The organism is Stenotrophomonas sp. Steno-Z10-BAI, from assembly GCF_056393115.1.
Window position 1 is genome coordinate 248,635 of sequence record NZ_JBWJOZ010000001.1, and the last position, 23,332, is coordinate 271,966.

Annotated in this window: 19 protein-coding genes and 2 tRNA genes; 4 read left to right on the top strand and 17 right to left on the bottom strand. The window is 65.1% G+C overall.

Annotation, left to right across the window (positions count from 1 at the left end; translation table 11 throughout):
* Positions 1-37: 37 nt before the first annotated feature.
* The 4 genes from AC06E9_RS01305 to AC06E9_RS01320 all read left to right on the top strand — a co-directional run bounded on the left by AC06E9_RS01305 (position 38) and on the right by AC06E9_RS01320 (position 3,358).
* Positions 38-334 (top strand): hypothetical protein, encoded by a 297-nt coding sequence (locus AC06E9_RS01305; protein ID WP_478055348.1) that lies wholly within the window; start codon positions 38-40, stop codon positions 332-334.
* On the top strand, positions 334-597 hold the full coding sequence (locus tag AC06E9_RS01310; RefSeq protein WP_121038367.1) for a hypothetical protein: 264 nt from the start codon (positions 334-336) through the stop codon (positions 595-597). Before AC06E9_RS01305 ends, AC06E9_RS01310 begins: the two co-directional genes overlap by 1 nt.
* A gap of 10 nt (positions 598-607) precedes the next feature.
* Positions 608-2,173: a PepSY-associated TM helix domain-containing protein gene (locus AC06E9_RS01315; protein ID WP_152153395.1), complete on the top strand. Its 1,566-nt coding sequence runs from the start codon at positions 608-610 to the stop codon at positions 2,171-2,173.
* A gap of 108 nt (positions 2,174-2,281) precedes the next feature.
* Positions 2,282-3,358 (top strand): serine hydrolase domain-containing protein, encoded by a 1,077-nt coding sequence (locus AC06E9_RS01320; RefSeq protein WP_121038373.1) that lies wholly within the window; start codon positions 2,282-2,284, stop codon positions 3,356-3,358.
* On the opposite strand, the gene AC06E9_RS01325 is transcribed toward AC06E9_RS01320, so the two are convergent.
* The 17 genes from AC06E9_RS01325 to nuoI all read right to left on the bottom strand — a co-directional run bounded on the left by AC06E9_RS01325 (position 3,327) and on the right by nuoI (position 23,329).
* Positions 3,327-4,925: a winged helix-turn-helix domain-containing protein gene (locus AC06E9_RS01325; protein ID WP_478055349.1), complete on the bottom strand. Its 1,599-nt coding sequence runs from the start codon at positions 4,923-4,925 to the stop codon at positions 3,327-3,329. The two genes, AC06E9_RS01320 and AC06E9_RS01325, sit on opposite strands and share 32 nt — an antisense overlap.
* Before the next feature lie 52 nt (positions 4,926-4,977).
* Positions 4,978-6,162 (bottom strand): glycoside hydrolase family 18 protein, encoded by a 1,185-nt coding sequence (locus tag AC06E9_RS01330; RefSeq protein WP_478055351.1) that lies wholly within the window; start codon positions 6,160-6,162, stop codon positions 4,978-4,980.
* A 336-nt stretch (positions 6,163-6,498) separates the two neighbouring features.
* Positions 6,499-8,610, bottom strand: coding sequence for a polyribonucleotide nucleotidyltransferase (gene pnp / locus AC06E9_RS01335; RefSeq protein ID WP_121038382.1), 2,112 nt, complete (start codon positions 8,608-8,610; stop codon positions 6,499-6,501).
* A 147-nt stretch (positions 8,611-8,757) separates the two neighbouring features.
* Positions 8,758-9,018, bottom strand: coding sequence for a 30S ribosomal protein S15 (gene rpsO, locus AC06E9_RS01340; RefSeq protein WP_038687260.1), 261 nt, complete (start codon positions 9,016-9,018; stop codon positions 8,758-8,760).
* 172 nt (positions 9,019-9,190) lie between these two features.
* Positions 9,191-10,102 (bottom strand): tRNA pseudouridine(55) synthase TruB, encoded by a 912-nt coding sequence (truB, locus tag AC06E9_RS01345; protein WP_461770129.1) that lies wholly within the window; start codon positions 10,100-10,102, stop codon positions 9,191-9,193.
* A 118-nt stretch (positions 10,103-10,220) separates the two neighbouring features.
* Positions 10,221-10,658, bottom strand: a complete 438-nt coding sequence (gene rbfA, locus AC06E9_RS01350) for a 30S ribosome-binding factor RbfA (protein WP_478055353.1) — start codon at positions 10,656-10,658, stop codon at positions 10,221-10,223.
* 75 nt (positions 10,659-10,733) lie between these two features.
* A complete protein-coding gene (infB, locus tag AC06E9_RS01355; RefSeq protein WP_259261443.1) occupies positions 10,734-13,370 on the bottom strand; it encodes a translation initiation factor IF-2 in 2,637 nt (878 codons plus the stop codon).
* 95 nt (positions 13,371-13,465) lie between these two features.
* A complete protein-coding gene (gene nusA, locus AC06E9_RS01360) occupies positions 13,466-14,977 on the bottom strand; it encodes a transcription termination factor NusA (RefSeq protein WP_121038394.1) in 1,512 nt (503 codons plus the stop codon).
* Positions 14,978-14,981: 4 nt separating this feature from the next.
* On the bottom strand, positions 14,982-15,572 hold the full coding sequence (gene rimP, locus AC06E9_RS01365; protein ID WP_123730641.1) for a ribosome maturation factor RimP: 591 nt from the start codon (positions 15,570-15,572) through the stop codon (positions 14,982-14,984).
* 616 nt (positions 15,573-16,188) lie between these two features.
* Positions 16,189-16,265 (bottom strand) — tRNA-Met (locus tag AC06E9_RS01370).
* A gap of 153 nt (positions 16,266-16,418) precedes the next feature.
* Positions 16,419-16,495, bottom strand: a tRNA-Met gene (locus AC06E9_RS01375).
* A gap of 121 nt (positions 16,496-16,616) precedes the next feature.
* Positions 16,617-18,077 carry an NADH-quinone oxidoreductase subunit NuoN gene (gene nuoN, locus AC06E9_RS01380; RefSeq protein ID WP_176989302.1) on the bottom strand — a complete coding sequence of 487 codons (1,461 nt, stop codon included), beginning with the start codon at positions 18,075-18,077 and terminating at the stop codon, positions 16,617-16,619.
* Positions 18,078-18,113: 36 nt separating this feature from the next.
* Positions 18,114-19,622 carry an NADH-quinone oxidoreductase subunit M gene (locus tag AC06E9_RS01385; protein WP_282260951.1) on the bottom strand — a complete coding sequence of 503 codons (1,509 nt, stop codon included), beginning with the start codon at positions 19,620-19,622 and terminating at the stop codon, positions 18,114-18,116.
* 23 nt (positions 19,623-19,645) lie between these two features.
* Positions 19,646-21,865: an NADH-quinone oxidoreductase subunit L gene (gene nuoL, locus AC06E9_RS01390; protein WP_478055356.1), complete on the bottom strand. Its 2,220-nt coding sequence runs from the start codon at positions 21,863-21,865 to the stop codon at positions 19,646-19,648.
* Between the two features lie 7 nt (positions 21,866-21,872).
* Positions 21,873-22,178, bottom strand: coding sequence for an NADH-quinone oxidoreductase subunit NuoK (gene nuoK, locus AC06E9_RS01395; protein WP_019182685.1), 306 nt, complete (start codon positions 22,176-22,178; stop codon positions 21,873-21,875).
* Positions 22,175-22,831 carry an NADH-quinone oxidoreductase subunit J gene (locus AC06E9_RS01400; RefSeq protein WP_121041162.1) on the bottom strand — a complete coding sequence of 219 codons (657 nt, stop codon included), beginning with the start codon at positions 22,829-22,831 and terminating at the stop codon, positions 22,175-22,177. The genes nuoK and AC06E9_RS01400 overlap by 4 nt, the downstream gene beginning before the upstream one ends.
* A gap of 9 nt (positions 22,832-22,840) precedes the next feature.
* Positions 22,841-23,329: an NADH-quinone oxidoreductase subunit NuoI gene (gene nuoI, locus AC06E9_RS01405; RefSeq protein WP_121038409.1), complete on the bottom strand. Its 489-nt coding sequence runs from the start codon at positions 23,327-23,329 to the stop codon at positions 22,841-22,843.
* Positions 23,330-23,332 lie beyond the last annotated feature (3 nt).

Consider the following 23,332-nt stretch of genomic DNA (forward strand, 5'->3'; position numbering starts at 1 on the left):
TGTCCTGCCCAGGACAGGTTTCCCGATTGGATTGCCGATGATCACTGTTGCCCTGACCTCGCTCGGCTTCTGCAGCCTGGCGCTGGTCGGCTCCGCGTTTTCCGCGCTGGCGCTGTATGCCGCCTCACCGCACTGCCGCTGGCCGCGCCTGCGCCGTGCCGGCCGGCTGGGCCGGCGGATCAGTCTGGTGGCTGCGGTGGCGGCACTGTGGCTGTGGATCGCCAATCTGGGCATCGCCACCGGCGTGGTGGTGATGCTGTGCAGCTGGATGCTGGTGGCGGTTCTGCTGCCGCTGCTTGCTGCCTGGCACCGCCCGGCACAGGTGATGCGCTGATGTGGGCCCGCGCGGGCGCCGGCCTCCTGGCGGGGTTCTTCGTCGCGGCCGCGGCCACCGGCCTGGTCGCCTGGCTGCCGCCGGGGCCGTGGCAGAGCGCACTGGTACCCAGCCTGATCGCCTTCATTCCGCTGTGGATGCTGGCGGCGATCTGGGCCTTCAGCTTCCGCACCGGGATGCGGGCGTGGGCCGTGATGAGCGCGACCGCCCTGGCCGGATTTGGCCTGTTGTGGCTGCTGCGCCTGACCGGCGCGGTGCAATGAGAGCGATACGATGAAGTTCAGTTCCCAGACCCTGCGTACCTTCACCACGCTGCATACGTGGGTCGGCCTGGTGGCCGGTTTCGCGCTGTTCGTGGCGTTCTACGCCGGTGCGCTGACCCTGTTCCACCACGACCTGCCGCTGTGGCAGACCCCGCATGCGGTGGACACCCCGGCCGCGAGCCTGGACGACGCGCAGCGCCTGCTCGAAGGCGTACTTGAGCGCCACCCGGCCGCACGCGCCCACGTGGGCATGACCTTCCCGGGGGCGGATCATCCGCAGCCGATCGCGTATTGGCAGGATGCCAAGGGCACGTGGCTGTACGCCTGGCTGGACCATTACGACGGCAGCGTGAACCCGCCACAGACCGGGCTGGCCGAGCTGGTCAACGAGCTGCATTACAGCCTGGGCCTGCCGGTCGCGGGCACCTACCTGATGGGCATCGTCAGCCTACTGTATGGCGTGGCCCTGCTCAGTGGCCTGGTCATCCACCTGCCCAGACTGCTGGGCGATCTGTTCGCGCTGCGCCCGGGCCGCAACCTCAAGCAGATGTGGCAGGACGCGCACAATGTGATCGGCGTGCTCAGCCTGCCCTTCCACCTGTTGTTCGCGGTCACCGGCGCGCTGCTCTGCCTGATCTTCCTGCAGATGGCGGCGCTGAATCCGCTGATCTTCGACGGCAAGCTGCTGCAGGCGGTGCCGGCGGCGATGGACACCGCCCCGGTACGCGAGCCCAGCGGCCAGCCCGGCGATGACACCCACCTGCGCATGCTGCACGCACGCGCCATCGAGGTAGCGCGCGCGCAGGGCGTGGCCGATTTCGAACCAGCCTTCCTGAAGCTCGCCCATGCCGGCGATGCCAACGCGACGATCGAGATCACCGGCGAATCCGGCGGCACCCTGGGGCCGCTCGGCGCGGTCGGCCTGGATGCGGCCACAGGCCGCCTGCTGAGCAGCCAGTTGCCCGGCCAGCGCGATGCCAACCATGCCACCCTCAGTGCGGCCTACGCGCTGCACTTCGGCGAGTTCGGCAATGGCGTGGTGGTGTGGTTGTACTTCCTGCTCGGCCTGGGCGGCGCCTTCCTGTTCTACTCGGGCAACCTGCTGTGGATCGAATCGCGGCGCAAACGGCGCCAGGTGGAACAGGGGCGCGCGCAGATCAACATGGCCCGGGCCACGGTGGGGGTCTGCATCGGGCTGTGCGTGGCAGTCTCGGCGAGCTTCGTGGGCGCGCAGATCCTGGAGCAGATCGCGCCGCAGGCAGTGGATCACGGCATCCGCTGGATCTGTTTCGCCACCTGGGCCGCGTGTGCGCTGTGGGCGGCACTGCGTCGCCCCGACCAGGCCGCCCGCGAGCTGCTGTGGGCGGCCGCCATCAGCACCGCACTGGTGGCGGTGGCGCACGGCGGTCTGACCGGCTACTGGCCGTGGGCGAGCGCGGCACGTGGCTACTGGCCGCTGTTCTGGGTGGATGCCGTGGCACTCGCACTGGCGTTCGGGTTTGCCACGCTGGCCCGTGCGAGCCTGCGCCGCGCGCGGCATGGCGACCCGAACAGCGTCTGGAGTGCACCGCGCTGATTAGCCTGGAGGCCTGCTGCGGCGGGCTTTCAGAATTCTTCAGGCGCCTTTCCAGCACTTCAGACCGCGTCATGGCGTAGTCGGCCCTCATCTCGAGGAGCCTTGCCCATGCACCACCACCAACACCGACTTGCCGCCCTGGTCTTCGCCCTGGCGGCCGCCCTGCCACTCACCGCTCCCGCCGCACCCGCGGCGCTGGACAGCGCCCGGATCACCGCACTGGAATCGGCGATCGCCAGCCAGGACATCAAACAGGTCACCAGCGTGCTGCTGCTGGTGGACGGCCAGGTGGCGTACGAGGGCTACTTCAACGGCGGCACGGCGGAGACCCTCAATGACGTGCGCTCGGCCAGCAAGAGCGTGACCGCGATGCTGGTCGGCGCGGCCATCGGCGACGGGTCCCTGCCCGGCGTACAGGCCCGTGTTTACGACTACTTTCCCGCGTTCACCGCTGGCCATCCCGTCGATCCCCGGCTGCGCGCGATGACGGTGGAAGACCTGCTCACCATGAGCACGCTGTGGGAGTGCGATGACGAGAATGCATTCTCGGCCGGCAACGAAGAGCGCATGTACGTGACCGAGCACTGGCTGGACTTCGCGCTGTCGCTGCCGGTCAAAGGCTTCGCACCGTGGATGACGCGACCGGAAGACAGCCCGCACGGCCGCGCGCATGCCTACTGCACGGTCAATTCCTTCGTGCTCGGCGCGGTACTGGAACAGGCCACGAAGCGACCCTTGGCCGACTACGCCGCGCAGGTGCTGGAGCGCCCGCTGGGCATCACCACGAGCAGATGGAACCGCTCACCGGAGGGCATCGGCATGGGCGGCGGTGGGACGCGTTACCGCAGCCGGGACCTGGCACGGTTGGGCGAACTGGTGCTGGCCGAGGGCCGCTGGCAGGGCAAGCAGCTGATCCCCGCCGGCTATGTGCGGGCGATGCTCAGCGCGCAGGCCACCGCCGGTGATGGCAGCGACTACGGCTATCAGTGGTGGGGGCTGAAGCTTCCGGTCGATGGGCACGGCAGCACCGTGTGGACGATGTCCGGCAACGGTGGCAACTACGTGTTCGTGATGCCGGAGAAAAAGCTGGTGGCGGTGATCACCAGCCAGGCCTACAACCGCAGCTACGCCCACCCGCAGTCGCGCCGCATCCTTACCGAGTTCCTGCTGCCCGCGCTGCGCTGAGGCCCTGGAGGTCTGTTGGCCGCCACGGGGCGGCCAACACCTGGGCACGCTGGGCAGATACGTCCGCCTCGATCGTGTCGAGCAGTCCCTGCCAGCCGGCCGCACCGTGCAGCGGCGCAAACAAGGGGGTGGCGCGCAACCACGCCGCATCGCGGAAGCCGGCGTTCACCGCGTGATGCAGGGCCGCCAGCGCTGCGGTGGCGTCGCCCCGCGCCTGCAGCAACAACGCGCGTTCCAGCGCGGTATCCGACCAACCATCGTCCGCCTGGCCCTCCAGCGCATGCAGGCGCGTGGCGACCCACGCCGGCGTGGCGGCCTCATCGCCATACAGCCCGGCCAGGGTCTGCCCCATCGACTGCTGCGGACGCAGGGCACGGCTACGCTCGAAGGCCTCTGCAGCGCCCTGCCGGTCCCCCTTCAACAGCAGCAGTTCGCCTTGCAGGCGCAGCAATTGCGGATGCGGCGTGCCGCGGGCCAGCGCCTGATCGAGCGCCTGCTGCGCCTTGCCCGGCTCGCCCATCGCCAGCAGGCTGTGCGGCCAGGCGATGTTGGCGAACACATTGTCGGGATAGAGCTGGAAGTTGTGTGCATGGCGGCGCGCGGCGGCATCGGTGAAACCGAGCAGCTCCAGTTCGCGCGCGACCTGCACGTCGCGGAAGCGAACCCGCTCGGGCGCGCGCAGCGACAGGTTGTCCTGCAGCGCCTGCGCAAGGTAACCGCGTTCCTGACGCAGATAGGCCAGCGAGGCGCGGGTGCGCTCATCATCCGGGTCGCGCTGCAGGGCCTGCTGGTAGTCGGCCATGGCCTGCGGCATCGCGCCGAGGCAATCGTAGGCGTAGCCCCGCGCCGCCCATCCGGCCGCATCGTCCGGCGCCATGCGGACCCCCTGGCCGGCCAGCACCAATGCCTCCTGCGCGCGCTCGCGGGCGCCATTGAACAGGCAGGCATCCGCAGCCAGCGCCCGCGCGAGCCCGCGCCGCGCCGCCAGTGATTCGGGGTCGATCTGCAGCGCCTGGCGGTACAACGCCATCGCGCGCTCGTTGTTGCTGGCCTGGCCGATGCCCGCGTAATACGCAGCACGCTGCAGCACCGGATCGGCAGGCGACACCGGCGCGGTGCCGGGGCGGATCACGATCAACGCGCCAACCGCTGCGGCCGCTGTCATTCCCGCTGCCATCCAGACCCAGTGTGTACGTCCGTGCCTGCGTGTCGCGCGGGCACCCTCAGTGGTACCGGTGGCAACGGTGTCGTGCATCACCGGCTGCGGCGGTGTGCACAGCTGGTAGCCACGGCCGCGCACCGAGCGCACATACCGTGGCCGTCGGCTGTCATCGCCCAAGGCCTGCCTGAGCAACTTCACCCGCTGGCTGATCGCATCCTCGCCGACCACCGCCGGTGCCCACACCTGCTCGGCCAGCGTGTCGAAATCGACGACGGCGTCGCCATGCGCCAGCAGACACTCCAACAGCCGCCAACTCAGCCCGTTGACCGGCAACACCTCATCCCCGCGCCGCACGTGCTGTGCGGTGCGGTCGATGTGCAGATCCAGCAGGCGGACGGTCTCCATGCCGGCAAGCATAGGGCACGTGCCTGCGTCGCGGTGCCCCTTCCCGCGGGGCTTACTTCGCAGGGCCCTGGAACGGCGCCACCATCGCCTTGAGCAGGCTGCCCTGCGCATCGTCGCCGGTCAGCTCCCACATGAAGACACCGCGCAGGCCGCTGTCCTTGGCGAAATTCGCGCGCAGGCCGATCGAGGTGGGATCCTCGAAGCTGACGAAGACCTTCTCGGTGGCGTTGTACAACCACGGGCTCTGCGCAACCCGGTGCCAGTGCCGCTGCCAGCCGGGTTGGCCGAGCATGCTGGCCTGGATATGCCGCCAGTCGCCGGCCGGATGCGGCACGCTGTAGGGCTGGTAGAGGCCATGATTGGCGTCGCCTTCAAGCTTGAAGCCGCGGCCGTAGAACGGCACCCCCAGCACCAGCTTCTCCTTCGGCACGCCCTGCTGCTCGTAGTAGGCCACCGCGCCGGCCACGCTGTTCCAGCGCTTCAGCCCGGGTGCCAGCGGATCTTCGGGCACCTCGTGCAGCGGCGCGTTGAAGGTGGACACCGCTGAAAAGCCGGTGCCCATGTCGTAGCTCATCAGGTTGATGAAATCGAGCGTGCGGCTCAGCGCCTTGAGCTCATAGCTCCGTGCCGGATCATACGGCCCATCGGTCTGCACGCGGCCGGCCGGCAGTGCGGCGGTGACCAGCCGGTGCTGGCCGTCGGCCTTGTCCAGCGCATCCAGCTGGCGGCGGAACTCGCGCACCAGCAGGGTCATGTTGCGGCGATCCTCCGGGCGGTCGGTGATCTCGGTCGGGCCGCCATACACGGGGAACTCCCAGTCGATGTCCACGCCGTCAAAGCTGCCGCGATGACGCTCGAAGAACATCGCCACGCAGGAAGACACGAAGCGCTGGCGGCTTTGGGCGGTCAGTGCTGCATCGGAGAAGCCCCCGGCGTTCCAGCCGCCGATCGAGATCAACGTATGCAGCGTCGGATGCGCGCGCTTGAGCGCAGCCAGTGCCTTGAAGTGCGCATCCGCCTCCGGCGCGACCACGCATTGCCCTTGATCGATGGTGGCGAACGCGTAGAACAGATGGGTCAGCGTATCGGCCGGAATGTTCTCCACCGGATAGCGCTCGGCGGAGCCGCCGGGGTAATACGCACCGATCACCTTGGGCAACGGCTCGGCGGCGGAAGCGGCCTGCGGCATGCCGCTGGCGATCAGGACGGCGAGGACAGCGACAGTAGAACGGAACATGGGATCTCCCGGATCGAAGGCGAGGCCACGTTAGCAGCGCGATGTGGTGTGTGGGCGCTTTACGCGGTGATGTCCTGCGAATCCGTCCGGCGGACACGCACGGCTGACCCGCGCGGGCCTGGCGACGGTCTGCATGCCGCGCAGCGCGAGCGGGTAAGCGCCACAGACATGTCACCCGAGGGCGTCGGCTGCGGCGCATGAACACGCAATCTGTCCCACACGCCCTGCTGCGCAGAACGCGGGCACAAAAAAAGCGGGCCGAAGCCCGCTTTTTTCTTGTCTGCGTAGGCGTGAGGACCGACGGTCCTCACCTACCGCGAGATCGGCGTGGGCCGATTACTCGGCGGCCGGGGCGCCCTCGCCTTCTTCGACGGCCTTCATCGACAGGCGGATACGGCCCTGCTTGTCGACTTCCAGGACCTTGACCTTGACCACATCGCCTTCCTTCAGCACATCGCCGACCTTCTCGACGCGGTCGCTGGAGATCTGCGACACGTGGACCAGACCGTCCTTGCCCGGCAGGATCGTGACGAACGCACCGAAGTCCATGATCTTGGCGACCTTGCCTTCGTAGATGCGGCCCGGCTCGACGTCCGAGGTGATCTGCTCGATGCGGGCCTTGGCAGCCTGCGCAGCGATGGCATTGACCGATGCGATGACGATGGTGCCGTCATCCTGGATGTCGATCTGGGTGCCGGTTTCCTTGGTGATGGCCTGGATGGTGGAGCCACCCTTGCCGATCACTTCGCGGATCTTGTCCGGGTGGATCTTGATGGTCAGCAGGCGCGGCGCGTAGTCCGACAGCTCTTCGCGCGGGGCGGTCAGGCCGTGGGCCATTTCACCCAGGATGTGCAGACGGCCAGCCTTGGCCTGCTGCAGTGCCTGCTTCATGATCTCTTCGGTGATGCCTTCGATCTTGATGTCCATCTGCAGGGCGGAGATGCCCTCAGCGGTACCGGCGACCTTGAAGTCCATGTCGCCCAGGTGATCTTCATCACCCAGGATGTCGGACAGGACGACGAAGCGCTCGCCTTCCTTGACCAGACCCATGGCGATACCGGCCACCGGCGACTTCACCGGCACACCGGCGTCCATCAGGGCCAGCGAGGAACCGCAGACCGAGGCCATCGACGAGGAGCCGTTGGATTCGGTGATTTCCGAGACCACGCGGATGGTGTACGGGAAGGCTTCCAGCGACGGCATCACTGCCAGCACGCCGCGCTTGGCGAGACGGCCGTGGCCGATTTCGCGACGCTTCGGGCCCATCATGCGGCCGGTCTCGCCCACCGAGTAGGGGGGGAAGTTGTAATGGAAGAGGAAGTTTTCCTTGTACTCACCGGCGACGGCATCGATGACCTGGCCATCACGGGCGGTGCCCAGGGTGATGGTCACGATGGCCTGCGTTTCACCGCGGGTGAACAGCGAGGAGCCGTGGGTACGCGGCAGGATGCCGGTCTTGACCGAGATCGGGCGGACGGTGTCCAGCGCACGGCCGTCGATGCGGACCTTGGTGTCGAGCACCGAGTTGCGCATGGTGCTGTATTCCAGCTCGCCGAATTCCTTGGACAGCTCGGCCGGGTTCCAGCCTTCGGCGGCCACACGGCCAGCCAGCGACTCGACCACGTCCTTCTTGATCGCCGAGATGGCGTCACGGCGCTGCAGCTTGTCGCGCACCTGGAAGGCTTCGCCCAGGCGCGGGCCGATGGCTTCCTGCAGGGCGCTGATCAGCACGTCGTTCTTGGCCGGGGCTTCCCAGGTCGACGGCTTGGTGCCGGCTTCCACGGTCAGCTCGTTGATCGCGTTGATGACCTTCTGCATTTCGCGGTGACCGAAGGTCACAGCGCCCAGCATCACGTCTTCGGACAGCAGCGCGGCTTCGGATTCCACCATCAGCACGGCGTTGGCGGTACCGGCGACAACCAGCTCCAGCTCCGAATCCTTCAGTTCGGTCACGGTCGGGTTGAGGATGTACTCACCGTTCTTGTAACCCACCTTGGCGGCGGCGATCGGACCCTTGAACGGGGTGCCGGCCAGCGACAGCGCAGCCGAGGCGCCGATCAGGGCAGCGATGTCGCCATCGATGTCCGGGTTCAGCGACATCACCGTGGCGATGATCTGAACTTCGTTCTTGTAGTCTTCCGGGAACAGCGGACGGATCGGGCGATCGATCAGGCGCGAAATCAGCGTCTCTTTTTCGGTCGCGCGGCCTTCGCGCTTGAAGAAACCGCCCGGGATACGGCCACCTGCGTAGAACTTCTCCTGATAGTCGCAGGTCAGGGGGAAGAAGTCCTGGCCCTCACGCGCGCTCTTGGCGGCAACGGCGGAGACCAGCAGCACGGTGTCGTCGAACTTGACGATGACGGCACCGCCGGCCTGACGGGCGATTTCGCCGGTTTCAAGCGTGACGGTGTGCTTGCCGTACTGGAAGGTTTTGGTGATTTTTGCCACGGGGGTTTCCTTGGATGATGCTTTCTTCAATGGACCGCGGGCGACCCTTGCCGCCGACGGGTGACCGGTTGTCCGGCCCATACGTTTGATGCGGTACTGCCAAAACAAAACCGCGGCGCATTCCTGCGCCGCGGTGGGGGTTCGTGCTTAGCGACGCAGGCCGAGCTTTTCGATCAGGGCCTTGTAACGCGGAGCGTCTTTCTTCTTCAGGTAGTCGAGCAGGCTGCGGCGGCGGTTGACCATCTGCAGCAGACCACGACGGCTGTGGTGATCCTTCTTGTGGGTCTTGAAGTGGCCGGTCAGCAGTTCGATGCGGGCGGTCAGCAGAGCGACCTGGACTTCCGGGGAGCCGGTGTCAGCCGCGCTGCGCTTGTTGTCTTCAATGACTTTCTGGGTGTCGATCGACATATCTGTTTTCTCTTGGATGCGTGGCCCGCAGAAACGTCCCATTGACGTACCGCGCGACTCGCCGTTAACGAAAGGATGAACCCGCAGAACGCGGGAAGCCTGAAAAGGCCGCGGAATTGTAACGTCCGCGGGCGTCCGGAACAAGGACCGGGGTGGTGCCCGGCCCGCTCGCTCAGAGGTTGAACAGGCGCTGCGGGGCCAGCAGACCGGTCTCGTCGACCTGGCCCAGGCCCTGGATTGCCTCCGCCGGGCCGAAGACCACCACCCCACCCTGCGGCCAGCTGGCGTCCCGGATCCGCTGCCCGACGCGGAAGCGACGGGTCTGCTCGTCGTCCAGCGTGACCCGGGGGTAATGGGCCAGACCCGCGTCCAGCGGCAGCAGCAGGGCCTCCATGCCGGCTTCATCGCCCTGCTCGGCCAAGGCGCGCAGGGTCTCCAGGGTGACCATCGGTGCCTCACGGAAGGGATCCACCCAGAGCCGGCGCAGGCCGGCGATATGGGCGCCGCAGCCCAGCGTCTCGCCAAGATCGCGGGCCAGGCTGCGGATGTAGGTGCCTGAACCGCAGGTCACCCGCAGCGACAGCCGGGTCGGTTGCTGCGCCAGCACCTCCAGGGCGTGGACCTCCACATCGCGCTCCGGCGCTTCGATCGCCTCGCCACGGCGGGCCTTCAGGTACAGCGGCTCGCCGCCCTGCTTGAGCGCGGAGTAGATCGGGGCGCGCTGGCGGATGCGACCGCGCAGCGGTGCCAGCGCCGCCTCCAGTTCGGCCGCACTGATGGCCGGGACCGGGCGCTCGCGCAGCACGGTGCCATCGGAATCGTCGGTATCGGTGGTCTGGCCCAGCACCACCTCGGCGTCATAGGCCTTGGCCGAGCCGAGCAGCAGGCCCGCGATCTTGGTCGCTTCACCGAAGCACAGTGGCAGCAGACCGGTGGCCAGCGGATCCAGGCTGCCGGTGTGGCCGCCCTTCTCGGCGCGGTACAGGCGGCGGGCCACCTGCAGGGCCGCGTTGGAGCTCATGCCGGTCGGCTTGTCGAGCAGCAGGATGCCATCCAGGCGGCGGAATGAAATTCGGGGTGCCATGCATTCAATTCAAAACGGCGCCGTGTGGCGCTGCCGGTCAATCCGGCCTCCGGCGGAGCGGTCGCACTGCGACAGGCCCCGCCCCATAAGACAACAGCCCTTTCGGGCTGTTGGTCCATCAGGCTTTCTTTTCGCCTTCGTCGGCGTCTTCGCCTTCGCCTTCGTCGTCTTCGCCGCCATCATCACCCTGCCGGCTCTTCTCTGCCGCCAACGTATCGGGCAGATCGCGCAGGATGTTGTCGATGCGCTCGCCGCGATCCACCGAATCATCGTAGTGGAAGTGCAGCTCGGGCACATGGCGCAGCTTCATCGCCCGCGCCAGCTCCATCCGCAGCTCCCAGGCCAATTCCTTCAGGCCTTTCATGGCCTCCACCGAACGTTCGGGCATCAGCGCGGTGACGAAGATCTTGGCATGCGCCATGTCACGGGTGATTTCCACGTCGGAGACGCTCACCGAAGGCAGGCCGTGTACACGCACGGCGTTGTGCACGAGCGTCCCCAGTTCGCGGCGGATCTGGGCGGAAACACGGTCGGTTCGATGGAAGGTCTTTGGCACGGTAGGCGGACTCGTCTTGAAGGGTGATGCGTAAGCGAAAAAGCCGGACCGCGCGATGCGGTCCGGCCTGGAACATTACAGGGTGCGCGGCACTTCGATACGCTCGAAGCACTCGATCTGATCACCCGGCTTGACGTCGTTGTAAGCCTTCACGCCGATACCGCATTCGGTACCGTTGCGGACTTCTTCGACGTTCTCCTTGAAGCGACGCAGCGATTCCAGCTCGCCTTCGAAGACCACGACGCTGTCGCGCAGGACGCGGATCGGCTTGCTGCGCTTCACCGTGCCTTCGATGATCATGCAGCCTGCGACCGCACCGAACTTCGAGCTGCGGAACACATCGCGGACCTGGGCGATACCGATGATCTCTTCGCGGATTTCCACGCCGAGCAGACCGGAAGCCACCTGCTTCACCTGATCGATCACGTCATAGATGATCGAGAAGTAACGCAGGTCCACACCGTTGGACTCGATGATGCGACGCGCGGAGGCGTCGGCACGCACGTTGAAGCCGATCACGGTGGCCTTGGAGGCAACCGCCGAGTTGGCGTCCGATTCGGTGATGCCGCCCACGCCGGAGTGGATCACGTTGATGCGAATGTCGTCGTTGGACAGCGCGACCAGTGCCTGGCTCAGCGCCTGCACCGAACCCTGCACGTCGGCCTTGATCACCAGGTTCAGCACCTGCTGGCCATCGCCCTTGCCCAGGGTCGCCATGATGTCTTCCATGCGGCTGCCCGCGGACTGCACCAGGCGCGATTCACGGCGCTTGGTTTCGCGCTGCTGCGCAACGTCCTTGGCCAGACGCTCGTCTTCAACCACGACGAAGTCATCACCGGCATCCGGCACGCCGGACAGACCCAGCACCTGCACCGGAATCGACGGGCCCGCCTGGTCAGGCTGTGCGCCGGTTTCGTCGAACAGGGCGCGCACACGGCCGTACTGGATACCGCACACCAGGTAATCGCCCTTCTTCAGCGAACCCTGCTGCACCAGCACGGTGGCGATCGGGCCACGGCCCTTGTCCAGCGAGGACTCGATGACCACGCCGGTGGCGCGACCGTCGGCCACGGCCTTCAGTTCGAGCAGTTCAGCCTGGATCGAGATCGCGTCCAGCAGGTCGTCGATGCCCAGACCGGCCTTGGCCGAGATCTCGACCATCTGCACGTCACCACCGAAATCTTCGGAGACGACCTGCTCGGTGAGCAGCTCGTTCTTGACGCGCATCGGATCGGCACCGGACTTGTCGATCTTGTTGATCGCCACGATCAGCGGCACACCCGCCGAACGGGCGTGCTGGATGGCTTCCTTGGTCTGCGGCATGACGCCGTCATCGGCCGCCACCACCAGCACCACGATGTCGGTCAGCTTGGCACCGCGGGCACGCATGGACGTAAACGCCGCGTGGCCCGGGGTATCCAGGAAGCTGATCACGCCCTTCGGCGTTTCAACGTGGTACGCACCGATGTGCTGGGTGATGCCACCGGCTTCGCCCGTGGCGACCTTGGTGCGGCGGATGTAATCCAGCAGCGAGGTCTTGCCGTGGTCGACGTGGCCCATGATGGTGACCACCGGCGGACGTGCCACCGGCTCGCCCTGGTTGCCACCGGCCAGCGCCAGCAGCGCGTCTTCGGCGTCGTTGGTGTTGGCACGGATCACGTTGTGGCCGAGTTCTTCGGTCACCAGCGCGGCAGTGTCATGGTCGATGGTCTGGGTGATGGTCGCCATGACGCCCATCTTGAACAGCGCCTTGACCACATCGCCGCCCTTGACGGCCAGCTTCTGGGCCAGATCGGCGACGGTGATGGTGTCGCCGATGGTGACGTCACGCACGATCGGCGCGACCGGACGTTCGAACCCATGGGCACCACCGCCGCTGCGCGACTGGTTGCTGTCACGGCGGCTGCCGTGCTGCACGCGCCCGGTCGGACGACCGCGCGAGTTGCTGTTGTTGCCGCGGCGGGCACGATCGGCGGCCGACAGATGCAGCTGGCCGGCGAAGCGGTTGCCACCATCGTCATCGCGCTTGGCGCCCGGACGGTTGTTGTTGTTGTTCGAGTTGCGATCGTCCGAACGCGGTGCCGGACGGGCAGCCGACGGTGCAGCCGGGCGCGCGTTGCGGGCCGGTGCATCGGCAGCAGCCGGCTTGGCCGCAGCCGGGGCCGGCGGTGCGTTCTTGGCCGCTTCAGCAGCGGCTTCGGCCGCCTTGCGCTCGGCTTCGGCACGTTCCTTGGCGTCGATTTCTTCCTGACGCTTGCGGGCGATTTCTTCGTCGCGCGCACGGTCCTTCTCGGCCAGTGCGCGCTGCTCGTCCAGATTGCGCTGGCGGGATTCCTCCAGCTTGCGCAGGATGTCGGCGCGCTCCTCATCCGCGGTCATCGGCTTGCCGCTGGCGTCCTTCATGTAGGTACGCTTCTGGCGCACTTCCACGTTGACGGTCGTCTTGCTGCGGCCGGCACTGACGGTCACTTCCTGCAACTTGCGACGGTTCAGGGTGATCTTCTTGGCGGCTTCGTCGGTGCTCTCGACGGGCTGCTCGGTCTTGCCGTGCGAGCGACGAAGGAAGCCCAGGAGCTTCACCTTTTCGGTACTGGTCACGACCTGGTCGGGACCGCTGAACTTCATGCCGGCTTCGGCAAGTTGTACGAGCAGTTTATCGACCGGGGTGTTGACCAGTTCGGCAAGCTTGCGGATGGTGGTTTGCTGCGACATTCGGATCCTATGATCTGGTTGGCGCTCCCTCGAAACGTGCGAAGGCAGCGCGGAGTCTAAGCCCTGAGCGGGTCAGGGCACTGTTCATCGCTGGCTCATTCGCCGCGCTCCAGGCGGGCGATCTCCTCGGCTCGGGCGGCAAGGATCAGGGCGGCGGCGCGCTCCTGGTCCATGTCCTCGATGCCGAACTCGAGGATCTCGTCGGCGGCCAGGTCCGACAGGTCCTCACTGGTACGCACGCCGTGACCGGCCAGGGCGTAGGCAGTTGCCTCGTCCATGCCTTCCAGGGCGAGCAGGTCTTCCGACGGCGAGCCGTCTTCCAGACCTTCTTCCACCGCGAGCGCTTCGTTGAGCAGCGCATCGCGGGCACGGGCACGCAGCTCTTCGACGATGTCTTCGTCGAAGCCTTCCACGGCCAGCAGTTCGCCGACCGGGACGTAGGCGATTTCTTCCACGGTGTTGAAGCCTTCGGTCACCAGGATGGCGGCGATTTCTTCATCCACTTCCAGCTTGTCCATGAACAGCTGGCGGGCAACACCCTGCTCTGCCTCGGACTTGGCGGTCACCTGGTCCTGGGTCATCACATTGAGCTGCCAACCGGTCAGGCGGCTGGCAAGACGGACGTTCTGGCCGCCCTTGCCGATCGCCTGGGCCAGGCGCTCTTCCGCCACGGCCAGGTCCATCGAGTGCTTTTCTTCATCGACGATGATCGACTGCACTTCCGCCGGCGCCATCGCGTTGATGACGAAGTTGGCGGGGTTCTCGTTCCACAGCACGATGTCCACGCGCTCGCCATTGAGCTCGTTGGACACGGCCTGCACGCGCGAACCGCGCATGCCGATGCAGGCACCGATCGGATCGGTACGCGAATCGTGGGCCAGCACGGCGATCTTGGCGCGGTCGCCCGGATCACGTGCACAGGCCTTGATCTCGACCAGGCCCTGGCCGACTTCCGGCACTTCGAGCTTGAACAGTTCGATCATGAATTCCGGGGCGGCGCGGCTGATGAACAGCTGCGGGCCACGCGGTTCGGAGCGAACTTCGGCCAGGTAACCGCGCACGCGGTCGCCAGCGCGCAGTACGTCGCGCGGAATGCCCTTGTCCTTCGGAATGAAGGCCTCGGCGTTGCCGCCCAGGTCCACATAGATGTTGCCGCGCTCGGCGCGCTTGACCACACCGGTGACCAGTTCACCGACGCGATCCTTCCACGCATCGACCACCTGCTGACGCTCGGCCTCGCGCACGCGCTGGACGATCACCTGCTTGGCGGCTTGTGCGGCGATACGGCCGAAGTCCGGGTTTTCGATCTGCTCTTCGATGTAGTCGCCGACTTCCACGCCGTCGGCTTCATCGATGGCGTCCATCAGACGGATCTGGCGGTCCGGGGACTCCATGACCACGTCATCGGCCACCACTTCCCAGCGGCGGAAGGTTTCGTAGTTGCCGTCCTTGTGGTCGATCGACACACGGGCCAGCACTTCTTCTTCCGGGTAACGCTTTTTGGCAGCCGAAGCCAACGCTGCCTCGATGGCATCGAAGATGACTTCGCGCGGGACGCCTTTTTCGTTGGCGACCGCATCCACTACCAGCAAAAGTTCCTTGCTCATTGGCTCACTCCGCCCGCGGCTTTTTGGCCGCCTGCTCGTTGGATGGTTTCTTGTTCGCCTTGCCACCCTGTTTGGGTGCCGGGCCAGTCGGTTTGGTCGGAGCCAGGCCGAGGGCGGCCCAGTCCGGCATGATGCGTGCCTTGTCGATGTTGTCGATGTCGGCGGTAAACGGGGCATTGTCGACCTTGAAGGTGACCGTGCCTTGTTCGATATCCACGGCGAGGATCTCGCCCTGCAGACGGCGGCGGCCATCCTGCGGCAGGCTCAGCGTCACCTTGGCCGATTCGCCGATGGCGCGCTCGAACTGGTCGCCGGTGAACAGCGGGCGGTCCACGCCCGGCGAAGACACTTCCAGCGTGTAATTCGCCGTGATCGGGTCTTCGACGTCCAGCTGGGCGGACACTTCGCGGCTGACGCGTTCGCAGTCGTCGATGTTGACGATGCGCTCGGGCTGTTCGGCCAGCGGCACGTCGATGTACAAACGCAGCGTGGCACCACCCGGGGCGGTCAGATATTCCACGCCCAGCAGCTCGAGACCCAGCGACTGAACGGTGGGGGCGAGCAGATTCGCGATTTCGGTTGCCTTGTCGCTCACAGTCGGCCTTGATTCGTTGAAAAGAAATACGGGTCTGGTCCGTTGCATGGACCACCTTCCGGAAACAACAAAGGGCCCGTTGGGCCCCTGTCCGGTACAACTCCGGTCATGCTGGATTCCGGTGCAGATGCGCACGTGGTGCGTTCCTGCGAGCCCAGCGTTCCGGGGGTCACGGCGGCCTGGGTACAGGTTGCCGTTCCTGGAAGCCGGTTGCGGGGCCTGTTCATTTCCGTTGACAGGAGATGAGTAGACAGTCCGCTAAGCCACTGATGATAGCCGGTGCACCGCGCTGGTGCAATGGTTGGGGTGGCTACTGGCGCCTCTATTCGGAAAGCTGAACAGCGAAGGCGGGCTGTTTAGGCTTTCGTCGAGGGCATCGGTGCAGGCAGGTCCGCGGGACGCGCCGTGAACCCGTCCATGGGGGCTCATGGGCGACATCCATGTCGCCCCAATGGTCCCGCCAACCTGCCCACACCGCTGCCTACGGAAATGGCTGGCCAGTCACTGAAGTCGCAAGCAAAGGCGGGCAACATTTCAGGCGATGCCACAACGAAAAAAGCGACCTCGTTACCGAGATCGCCTTTTCGTCTACTGCATCTGCACTGCAGATTTTCTGTGGTAGCGGGGGCAGGATTTGAACCTGCGACCTTCGGGTTATGAGCCCGACGAGCTGCCAGACTGCTCCACCCCGCAGCAGAAGCGGAATTGTAAGGGAGTTTGAGTTCCCGCGCAACCCCTTTGAAACATCGGCTGTGAAAGGCGCGCCAGACCCAGGAAGGAAAAAAGCGACACCGTTTCCGGTATCGCTTGATTCGTCCACTGCCTCCGGTTTACACCGGAGCTATATGGTAGCGGGGGCAGGATTTGAACCTGCGACCTTCGGGTTATGAGCCCGACGAGCTGCCAGACTGCTCCACCCCGCAGCAGAAGCGGATGAGTGCGGAAGACCCGGGGGACTTCCTAGCAACGATGTTCTCGCGAAACCGCTGCATCAACAACTCAGGAGATGAATATTACACGAGTTGCGCACGTTTGTATCGTTTTTTACGAAATATGTGCAAATGCCTGCTGGCACCACACCATGATCGGGTTCCACGCCACGCCCAGGGCCAGCAGCGCCAGGGCATTCACGCCCAGCACCACGCCCAGCACGCGGTCGTTGTTGGCCGGCAGCGGCTCACCCACCGGCTCATCGAAGTACATGACCTTGATGACGCGCAGGTAGTAGAAGCAGCCGATCACGGCGCAGATCACGCCGACCATGGCCAGCCACAGCATGTCGCCCTGGATCGCCGCGCCAAGCACGGCCAGTTTGGTCCAGAAGCCCAGGAACGGCGGGATGCCTGCCAGCGACGCCATGATGCACAGCACCAGGCCGGCCATCCACGGGTTGCGGGCATTCAGACCCTTGAAGTCTTCGATCTTCTCGGCCTCAAAGCCATTACGCGACAAGGCGATGATCGCGCCGAACGCAGCAGTGGACATGATCGCGTAGCTCAGGGCGTAGAACAGCGCCGCCGAGTAACCCCGCTCGCCACCACCGGCCATGCCCATCAGCAGGAAGCCGATGTGCGAGACGGTCGAGAACGCGAGCATGCGCTTGAGGTTGGTCTGCGCGATCGCCATCAGATTGCCGATCACCAGCGACAGTGCGGCCAGACCACCGATCAGGTACTTCCACTCGTCGGCCAGCGGACCCACGCCCATTTCCAGCAGGCGGTAGGCCATGCCGAACGCCGCCAGCTTCGGGGCCGAGCTGATGAACAGCGCGACCGGTGCCGGGGCACCCTGGTAGACGTCGGGCAGCCACATGTGGAACGGGGCGGCACCCAGCTTGAAGGCAACACCGGCGATCATGAACACCGCGCCGGTCAGCAGCAGCATCTTCTCTTCGGTATGCGGAATGGCCGCGTTGATGGCATCCAGGTGCAGCGAGCCGGTGGCGCCGTAGATCAGCGACATGCCGTACAGCAGCAGGCCCGACGCCAGCGAGCCGAGCACGATGTACTTCATCGCCGCTTCCGAGGCCAGGCCGTTTTCACGGTTGCTGGCGACCAGGGCGTAAGAGCACAGCGCCAGCAGTTCCAGGCCCAGATAGACCATCAGCAGGCTGCCGGCCGAGACCAGGATCATCATGCCCGCGGTGGCGAACAGGATCAGCACCGGGATCTCGCCCTGGTAGAGCTTGCGCTCGCGCAGGTAGCTCCAACCGTAGATCAGGGTCAGGCCGCTGCACAGCACGATCACGGTCTTCATCACGTCGGCCGCGTTGTCGCGGACGAACATGCCGTGGAAGACCTCGCCCTGCCCGCCCACTCCGGTGGCGAGCATGAAGAACACGACCGCCAGCGCAGCGATCGAGAACAGGTGGGTCCAGATCTTGTTCTTCTCACTGATGAAAAGATCAAGCATCAACAGGGCGAACGCACTGCCAACCAGCACCAGCTCGGGAGCGAGCGGCGGGAGGTCAGCGGCGGTCAGTGGCAACAGCGGCGAGGTGGTCATCATCAAATCCTGGAATCAATACTCTCGACGGCCCGATTACAGCAGCTTGCTGGATGCGATCTGCATCGCCAGCTTCGCGATCGAGGGCTCCATCAGGTCGGTCAGCGGCTTGGGGTACAGGCCCAGGGCAAGGGTGCCCACGGCGAATACACCCAACACCAGCCACTCGCGACCGTTGATGTCCTTCAGTTCGGCGACATGGGCATTGGCCACCTCACCGAAGAACACGCGCTTGTACAGCCACAGCGTATACGCCGCGGTGATCACCAGGGTGCTCGCCGCGCCGAGTGCCAGCCACGGATTGCGCTGGAAGCTGGCCATGATGATCATGAATTCACCGACGAAACCGCTGGTACCCGGCAGGCCGGCATTGGCCATGAAGAACAGCATGGCGAAGGTGGCGAACCAGGGCATCACGTTGACCACGCCGCCGTAATCGGCGATGCGGCGGCTGTGCATGCGGTCGTACAGCACACCCACGCAGGAGAACATCGCGCCGGACACGAAACCGTGCGAGACCATCTGCACCATCGCGCCCTGCAGGCCCAGGCGGGCTGCGTCCGGGTTACCGGCGTCACGCACCAGCCACAGGGCGATGAAGGTGCCCAGGGTGACGAAGCCCATGTGCGCGATCGACGAATAGGCGATCAGCTTCTTCATGTCGTCCTGCACCAGGGCGACCAGGCCAACGTAGATCACCGCAATGAGCGACAGCGCGATCACCAGCCAGGCCCATTCATGCGAGGCGTCCGGCACGATCGGCAGGTTGAAGCGCAGGAAGCCGTAGCCACCGATCTTCAGGGCGATGGCGGCCAGGATCACCGAGCCGGCGGTCGGCGCTTCCACGTGGGCGTCCGGCAGCCAGGTGTGGACCGGGAACATCGGCACCTTGACCGCGAAGGCGATCAGGAAGGCGAAGAAGATCCAGGTCTGTTCCTTGCCCGACAGCTGCAGCTGGTACAGGTCGGCCAGCTGGAAGCTGCCGCCCTTCAGGTACAGGTAGATCAGGGCCACCAGCATCAGCACCGAGCCGAGGAAGGTGTACAGGAAGAACTTCAGCGCGGCATAGATGCGGCGCGGGCCGCCCCAGACACCGATGATCAGGAACATCGGGATCAGCATCGCTTCGAAGAACACGTAGAACAGCATCGCGTCCGTCGCCGAGAAGATACCGACGGTGACACCTTCCAGGATCAGGAAGGCGGCCACGTACTGGTTCACGCGCTTGTCGATCGCGCTCCAGGCACCGATCAGGGCCAGCACCGAGACCAGCGTGGTCAGCAGGATCAGCGCGATCGCGATGCCGTCGACGCCGAGGTTGTAGCCGATGTCGTAGGCGGGAATCCAGGCGCGGGTCTCGACGAACTGCAGCGCGTCGATTCCCGTGTCATAGCCGCTGAGCAGCGACAGGCTGGCCACGAAGGTCAGCACCGCGACGCCCAGGGACGCCCACCGGGCGGTTTGGGCATCACGGATGGCAAGGATCAAGGCACCGCCGATGATCGGCAGCCAGATGAGAACACTAAGTAGGGGCCAGTTCGACACGTCTTCTTATTCCGTACAGGTCATCAACGCAGGTAATGCATCAGGACGCCCAGAAGGGCAATCAGGCCGATGATCATCGCGAAGGCGTAGTGATAGAGGAAACCGGATTGGGTGCGACGCAGCAGGTTGGCCGCCAGATCGATCAGGCGCGCCGAACCGTTGACCACCACACCATCGACCACATTCGTGTCGATCGCGCGCGAAACCTTGCCGAGCTTGATACCGCCGCCGGCGAAACCGCCGATCCAGAGCTTGTCGAAGCCGTACTTGTTCTCCAGCACCGACACGATCGGCGCGAAGGTCTTGCGGGCCTTGCCGGCCAGTTCCGGCTTCCACAGGTAGAACAGCGCCGCCAGCAGGAAGCCGACCACCGTCAGGATGAAGGCCGGGGCCATCATGCCGTGGATCGCGAAGGCCACCGGGCCGTGGAACTCTTCGGCCAGCGCACCGATGGTGTTGCGCGCCGGGTCGTAGAAATCAACGATGCCGGTGAAGAACGAATGCACCTGGCCCGGGATGGCGGCGTCGGCATGGTGGCCGGCCCAGTCGGTGCCATACAGCATCGGACCGATGCTGAAGAAACCGATGACCATCGAGGGGATCGCCAGCAGGATCAGCGGCAGCGTCACCACCCACGGGGTTTCGTGCGGCTCATGCGCGCCATGGCCGTGGCCATGATCGTCATGATGCGCGTCGCCGTGGTGGGCGTCGGCGGCATGCGCGTCAGCGGCGTGGTGATCGTCATGGCCGTGACCGGCGTGCTTATCGTCATGGCCGTCGCCATGGGCATCATGCGCGTCGCGGAAGCGCTCCTTGCCATGGAAGGTCAGGAACAGCAGGCGGAAGCTGTAGAAGCTGGTCACGACCACGCCACCCAGCACCGCCCAGTACCCGTAGGTTGCCACCCAGCTCGAGGACACATGCGCGTGGTGCTGCGCGGCCTCGATGATGGTGTCCTTGGAGTAGAAGCCGGAGAAGAATGGGGTACCGACCAGGGCCAGCGTACCGATCCACATGGTGACGAAGGTGATCGGCATGTACTTGCGCAGGCCGCCCATCTTGCGCATGTCCTGCTCGTGGTGCATGGCGATGATCACCGAGCCCGCGCCGAGGAACAGCAGCGCCTTGAAGAAGGCGTGGGTCATCAGGTGGAACACGGCCGCCGAGTACGCCGACACACCCAGGGCGACGGTCATGTAACCCAGCTGGGACAGCGTGGAGTACGCGACGACGCGCTTGATGTCGTTCTGCACGATGCCGATCAGGCCGGTGAAGAACGCGGTGGTGGCGCCGATGAAGAGCACGAAGTTCAGCGCGGTCTGCGACAGCTCGAACAGCGGCGACATGCGGGTGACCATGAAGATGCCCGCGGTGACCATGGTCGCGGCATGGATCAGGGCCGAGATCGGGGTCGGGCCTTCCATCGAGTCCGGCAGCCAGACGTGCAGCGGCACCTGGGCCGACTTGCCCATCGCACCGATGAACAGGCAGATGCAGATCACGGTGGCGACCGACCAGATCACCGGCTCGCTCATCACCGGGATGGAGGTGCCGAACAGATCGATCGTGCCCGACCAGATCTGGATCAGCGCATCCGGGTGGCCCAGCACCTGGGCGTTGGCGAACACGGTGGCGTAATCCAGGGTGCCAAACACCCACAACACGCCGGCGATGCCGAGGATGAAGCCGAAGTCACCGACACGGTTGACCAGGAAGGCCTTCATGTTGGCGAAGATGGCGGTCGGGCGCTTGAACCAGAACCCGATCAGCAGGTACGACACCAGGCCCACCGCTTCCCAGCCGAAGAACAGCTGCAGGAAGTTGTTGCTCATCACCAGGGTGAGCATCGAGAAGGTGAACAGCGAGATGTAGCTGAAGAACCGCTGGTAGCCCGGGTCATCCTGCATGTAGCCGATGGTGTACACGTGCACCAGGAAGGATACGAAGGTCACCACGACCATCATCATCGCGGTGAGCTTGTCGACCATGAAGCCGACGTGCGCCGAGTACTGGCCCACTTCGAAGAACGTATAGAGGTTCTGGTTGAACGGCTGGGCGCCGCCCCACAGCAGCATGTACAGCACGTAGCTGGACAGCACGCAGCTGACCGCCACGCCGAGGATGGTGACCGCCTGCGCGCCAGCGCGACCGACCTGACGACCGAACAGGCCGGCGATGATGCTGCCGAACAGCGGTGCGAGCACCACTGCGATCAACAGACTCTTGGAGAGAGTGATTTCCATCTACGGATCAGCCCTTCAGCGAATCGACTTCGCCGACATTGATGGTGCGGCGAGTACGGAACAGGGTTACCAGGATCGCGAGGCCGATGGCGGCCTCGGCCGCGGCCACGGTCAGGATGAAGAAGACGAACAGCTGTCCGGCCGTATCACCCATCTCACGCGAGAACCCGACGAAATTGATGTTGACCGACAGCAGCATCAACTCGATGGACATCAACAGCACGATGATGTTCTTGCGGTTGAGGAAAATGCCGGCAAGGCTGATGCAGAACAGCACCGCACCCAGCGCCAGAATGTGGCCAAGCGTGATCATGGCTGCGCCTCCTCGTTGCTGGACGGCTTGATGTTGGTGTGCACGACCGGCTTCTCCACATCCATCTTGACGATGCGCAGGCGATCGCTGCCCTTGACCATGGTCTGCTCGGACGGGTTCTGGGTCTTCAGGCCGGTGCGGCGACGCAGGGTCAGCATGACGGCGGCAACCACGGCCACGGTCAGGATGACGGCGGCGAACTCGAACGGCAGCAGGTACTCGGTGAACAGGCTGCGGGCCAGCCAGGTGATGTTGGAGGTGTCGGCCGCCAGCGCGGCAGCGTTGTCGGCCGGGAACGGATTGACCGCCCTGCCCTTCACGCCGATCAGCACCAGCATCTGCACGAGCATCGTCACCGCCACCACCAGGCCCAGCGGCAGGTAACGTACCCAGCCCTCACGCAGGTTGGAGGGATCGATGTCCAGCATCATCACCACGAACAGGAACAGCACCATCACCGCGCCGACGTAGACCAGCACCAGCGCGACACCGAGGAACTCGGCCCCGACCAGGATCCAGATGCAGGCCACGGAGAAGAAGGTCAGGATCAGGCACAACACGGCATAGACCGGATTGCGCACGCTGATCACCGCCGCAGCGGAAATGCCCGCCACGATGGAGAAGACCCAGAAACTGATATTTACCCAATCCATCATTCGACCTCAGCGGAAAGCGGCATCGGCGGCGCGACGCTCGGCGATCTCGGCTTCAAGCCGATCACCGATGGCCAGCAGCTGCGGCTTGGTAACGATGTTCTCGCCACGGTTCTCGAAGTGGTACTCGAGAATGTGGGTCTCGACGATCGAGTCCACCGGGCAGCTTTCTTCACAGAAGCCGCAGAAGATGCACTTGAACAGATCGATGTCGTAACGGGTGGTACGGCGGGTGCCGTCCTCGCGCTTGGCCGAATCGATGGTGATCGCCAGCGCCGGGCACACCGCTTCGCACAGTTTGCATGCGATGCAGCGTTCCTCACCGTTGGGATAGCGGCGAAGTGCATGCAGACCGCGGAAACGCGGCGACTGCGGGAACTTCTCCATCGGGTACATCATCGTGTACTTCGGCTTGAAGGCGTACTTCAGGGTCAGCCACAGACCACCGAGCAGCTCAAGGAGCAGCAGGCTTTTGAAGTAATGGGTAATTCGGTTCATCGC

What these genes read in the sequence shown, in the direction of transcription:
- AC06E9_RS01305 (WP_478055348.1), top strand. Translation starts at nt 38, where the DNA reads ATGATCACTGTTGCCCTGACCTCGCTCGGCTTCTGCAGCCTGGCGCTG.
- AC06E9_RS01310 (WP_121038367.1), top strand. Translation starts at nt 334, where the DNA reads ATGTGGGCCCGCGCGGGCGCCGGCCTCCTGGCGGGGTTCTTCGTCGCG.
- AC06E9_RS01315 (WP_152153395.1), top strand. Translation starts at nt 608, where the DNA reads ATGAAGTTCAGTTCCCAGACCCTGCGTACCTTCACCACGCTGCATACG.
- AC06E9_RS01320 (WP_121038373.1), top strand. Translation starts at nt 2,282, where the DNA reads ATGCACCACCACCAACACCGACTTGCCGCCCTGGTCTTCGCCCTGGCG.
- AC06E9_RS01325 (WP_478055349.1), bottom strand. Translation starts at nt 4,925, where the DNA reads ATGGAGACCGTCCGCCTGCTGGATCTGCACATCGACCGCACCGCACAG.
- AC06E9_RS01330 (WP_478055351.1), bottom strand. Translation starts at nt 6,162, where the DNA reads ATGTTCCGTTCTACTGTCGCTGTCCTCGCCGTCCTGATCGCCAGCGGC.
- rpsO (WP_038687260.1), bottom strand. Translation starts at nt 9,018, where the DNA reads ATGTCGATCGACACCCAGAAAGTCATTGAAGACAACAAGCGCAGCGCG.
- truB (WP_461770129.1), bottom strand. Translation starts at nt 10,102, where the DNA reads ATGGCACCCCGAATTTCATTCCGCCGCCTGGATGGCATCCTGCTGCTC.
- infB (WP_259261443.1), bottom strand. Translation starts at nt 13,370, where the DNA reads ATGTCGCAGCAAACCACCATCCGCAAGCTTGCCGAACTGGTCAACACC.
- nusA (WP_121038394.1), bottom strand. Translation starts at nt 14,977, where the DNA reads ATGAGCAAGGAACTTTTGCTGGTAGTGGATGCGGTCGCCAACGAAAAA.
- nuoN (WP_176989302.1), bottom strand. Translation starts at nt 18,077, where the DNA reads ATGACCACCTCGCCGCTGTTGCCACTGACCGCCGCTGACCTCCCGCCG.
- nuoL (WP_478055356.1), bottom strand. Translation starts at nt 21,865, where the DNA reads ATGGAAATCACTCTCTCCAAGAGTCTGTTGATCGCAGTGGTGCTCGCA.
- nuoK (WP_019182685.1), bottom strand. Translation starts at nt 22,178, where the DNA reads ATGATCACGCTTGGCCACATTCTGGCGCTGGGTGCGGTGCTGTTCTGC.
- AC06E9_RS01400 (WP_121041162.1), bottom strand. Translation starts at nt 22,831, where the DNA reads ATGGATTGGGTAAATATCAGTTTCTGGGTCTTCTCCATCGTGGCGGGC.
- nuoI (WP_121038409.1), bottom strand. Translation starts at nt 23,329, where the DNA reads ATGAACCGAATTACCCATTACTTCAAAAGCCTGCTGCTCCTTGAGCTG.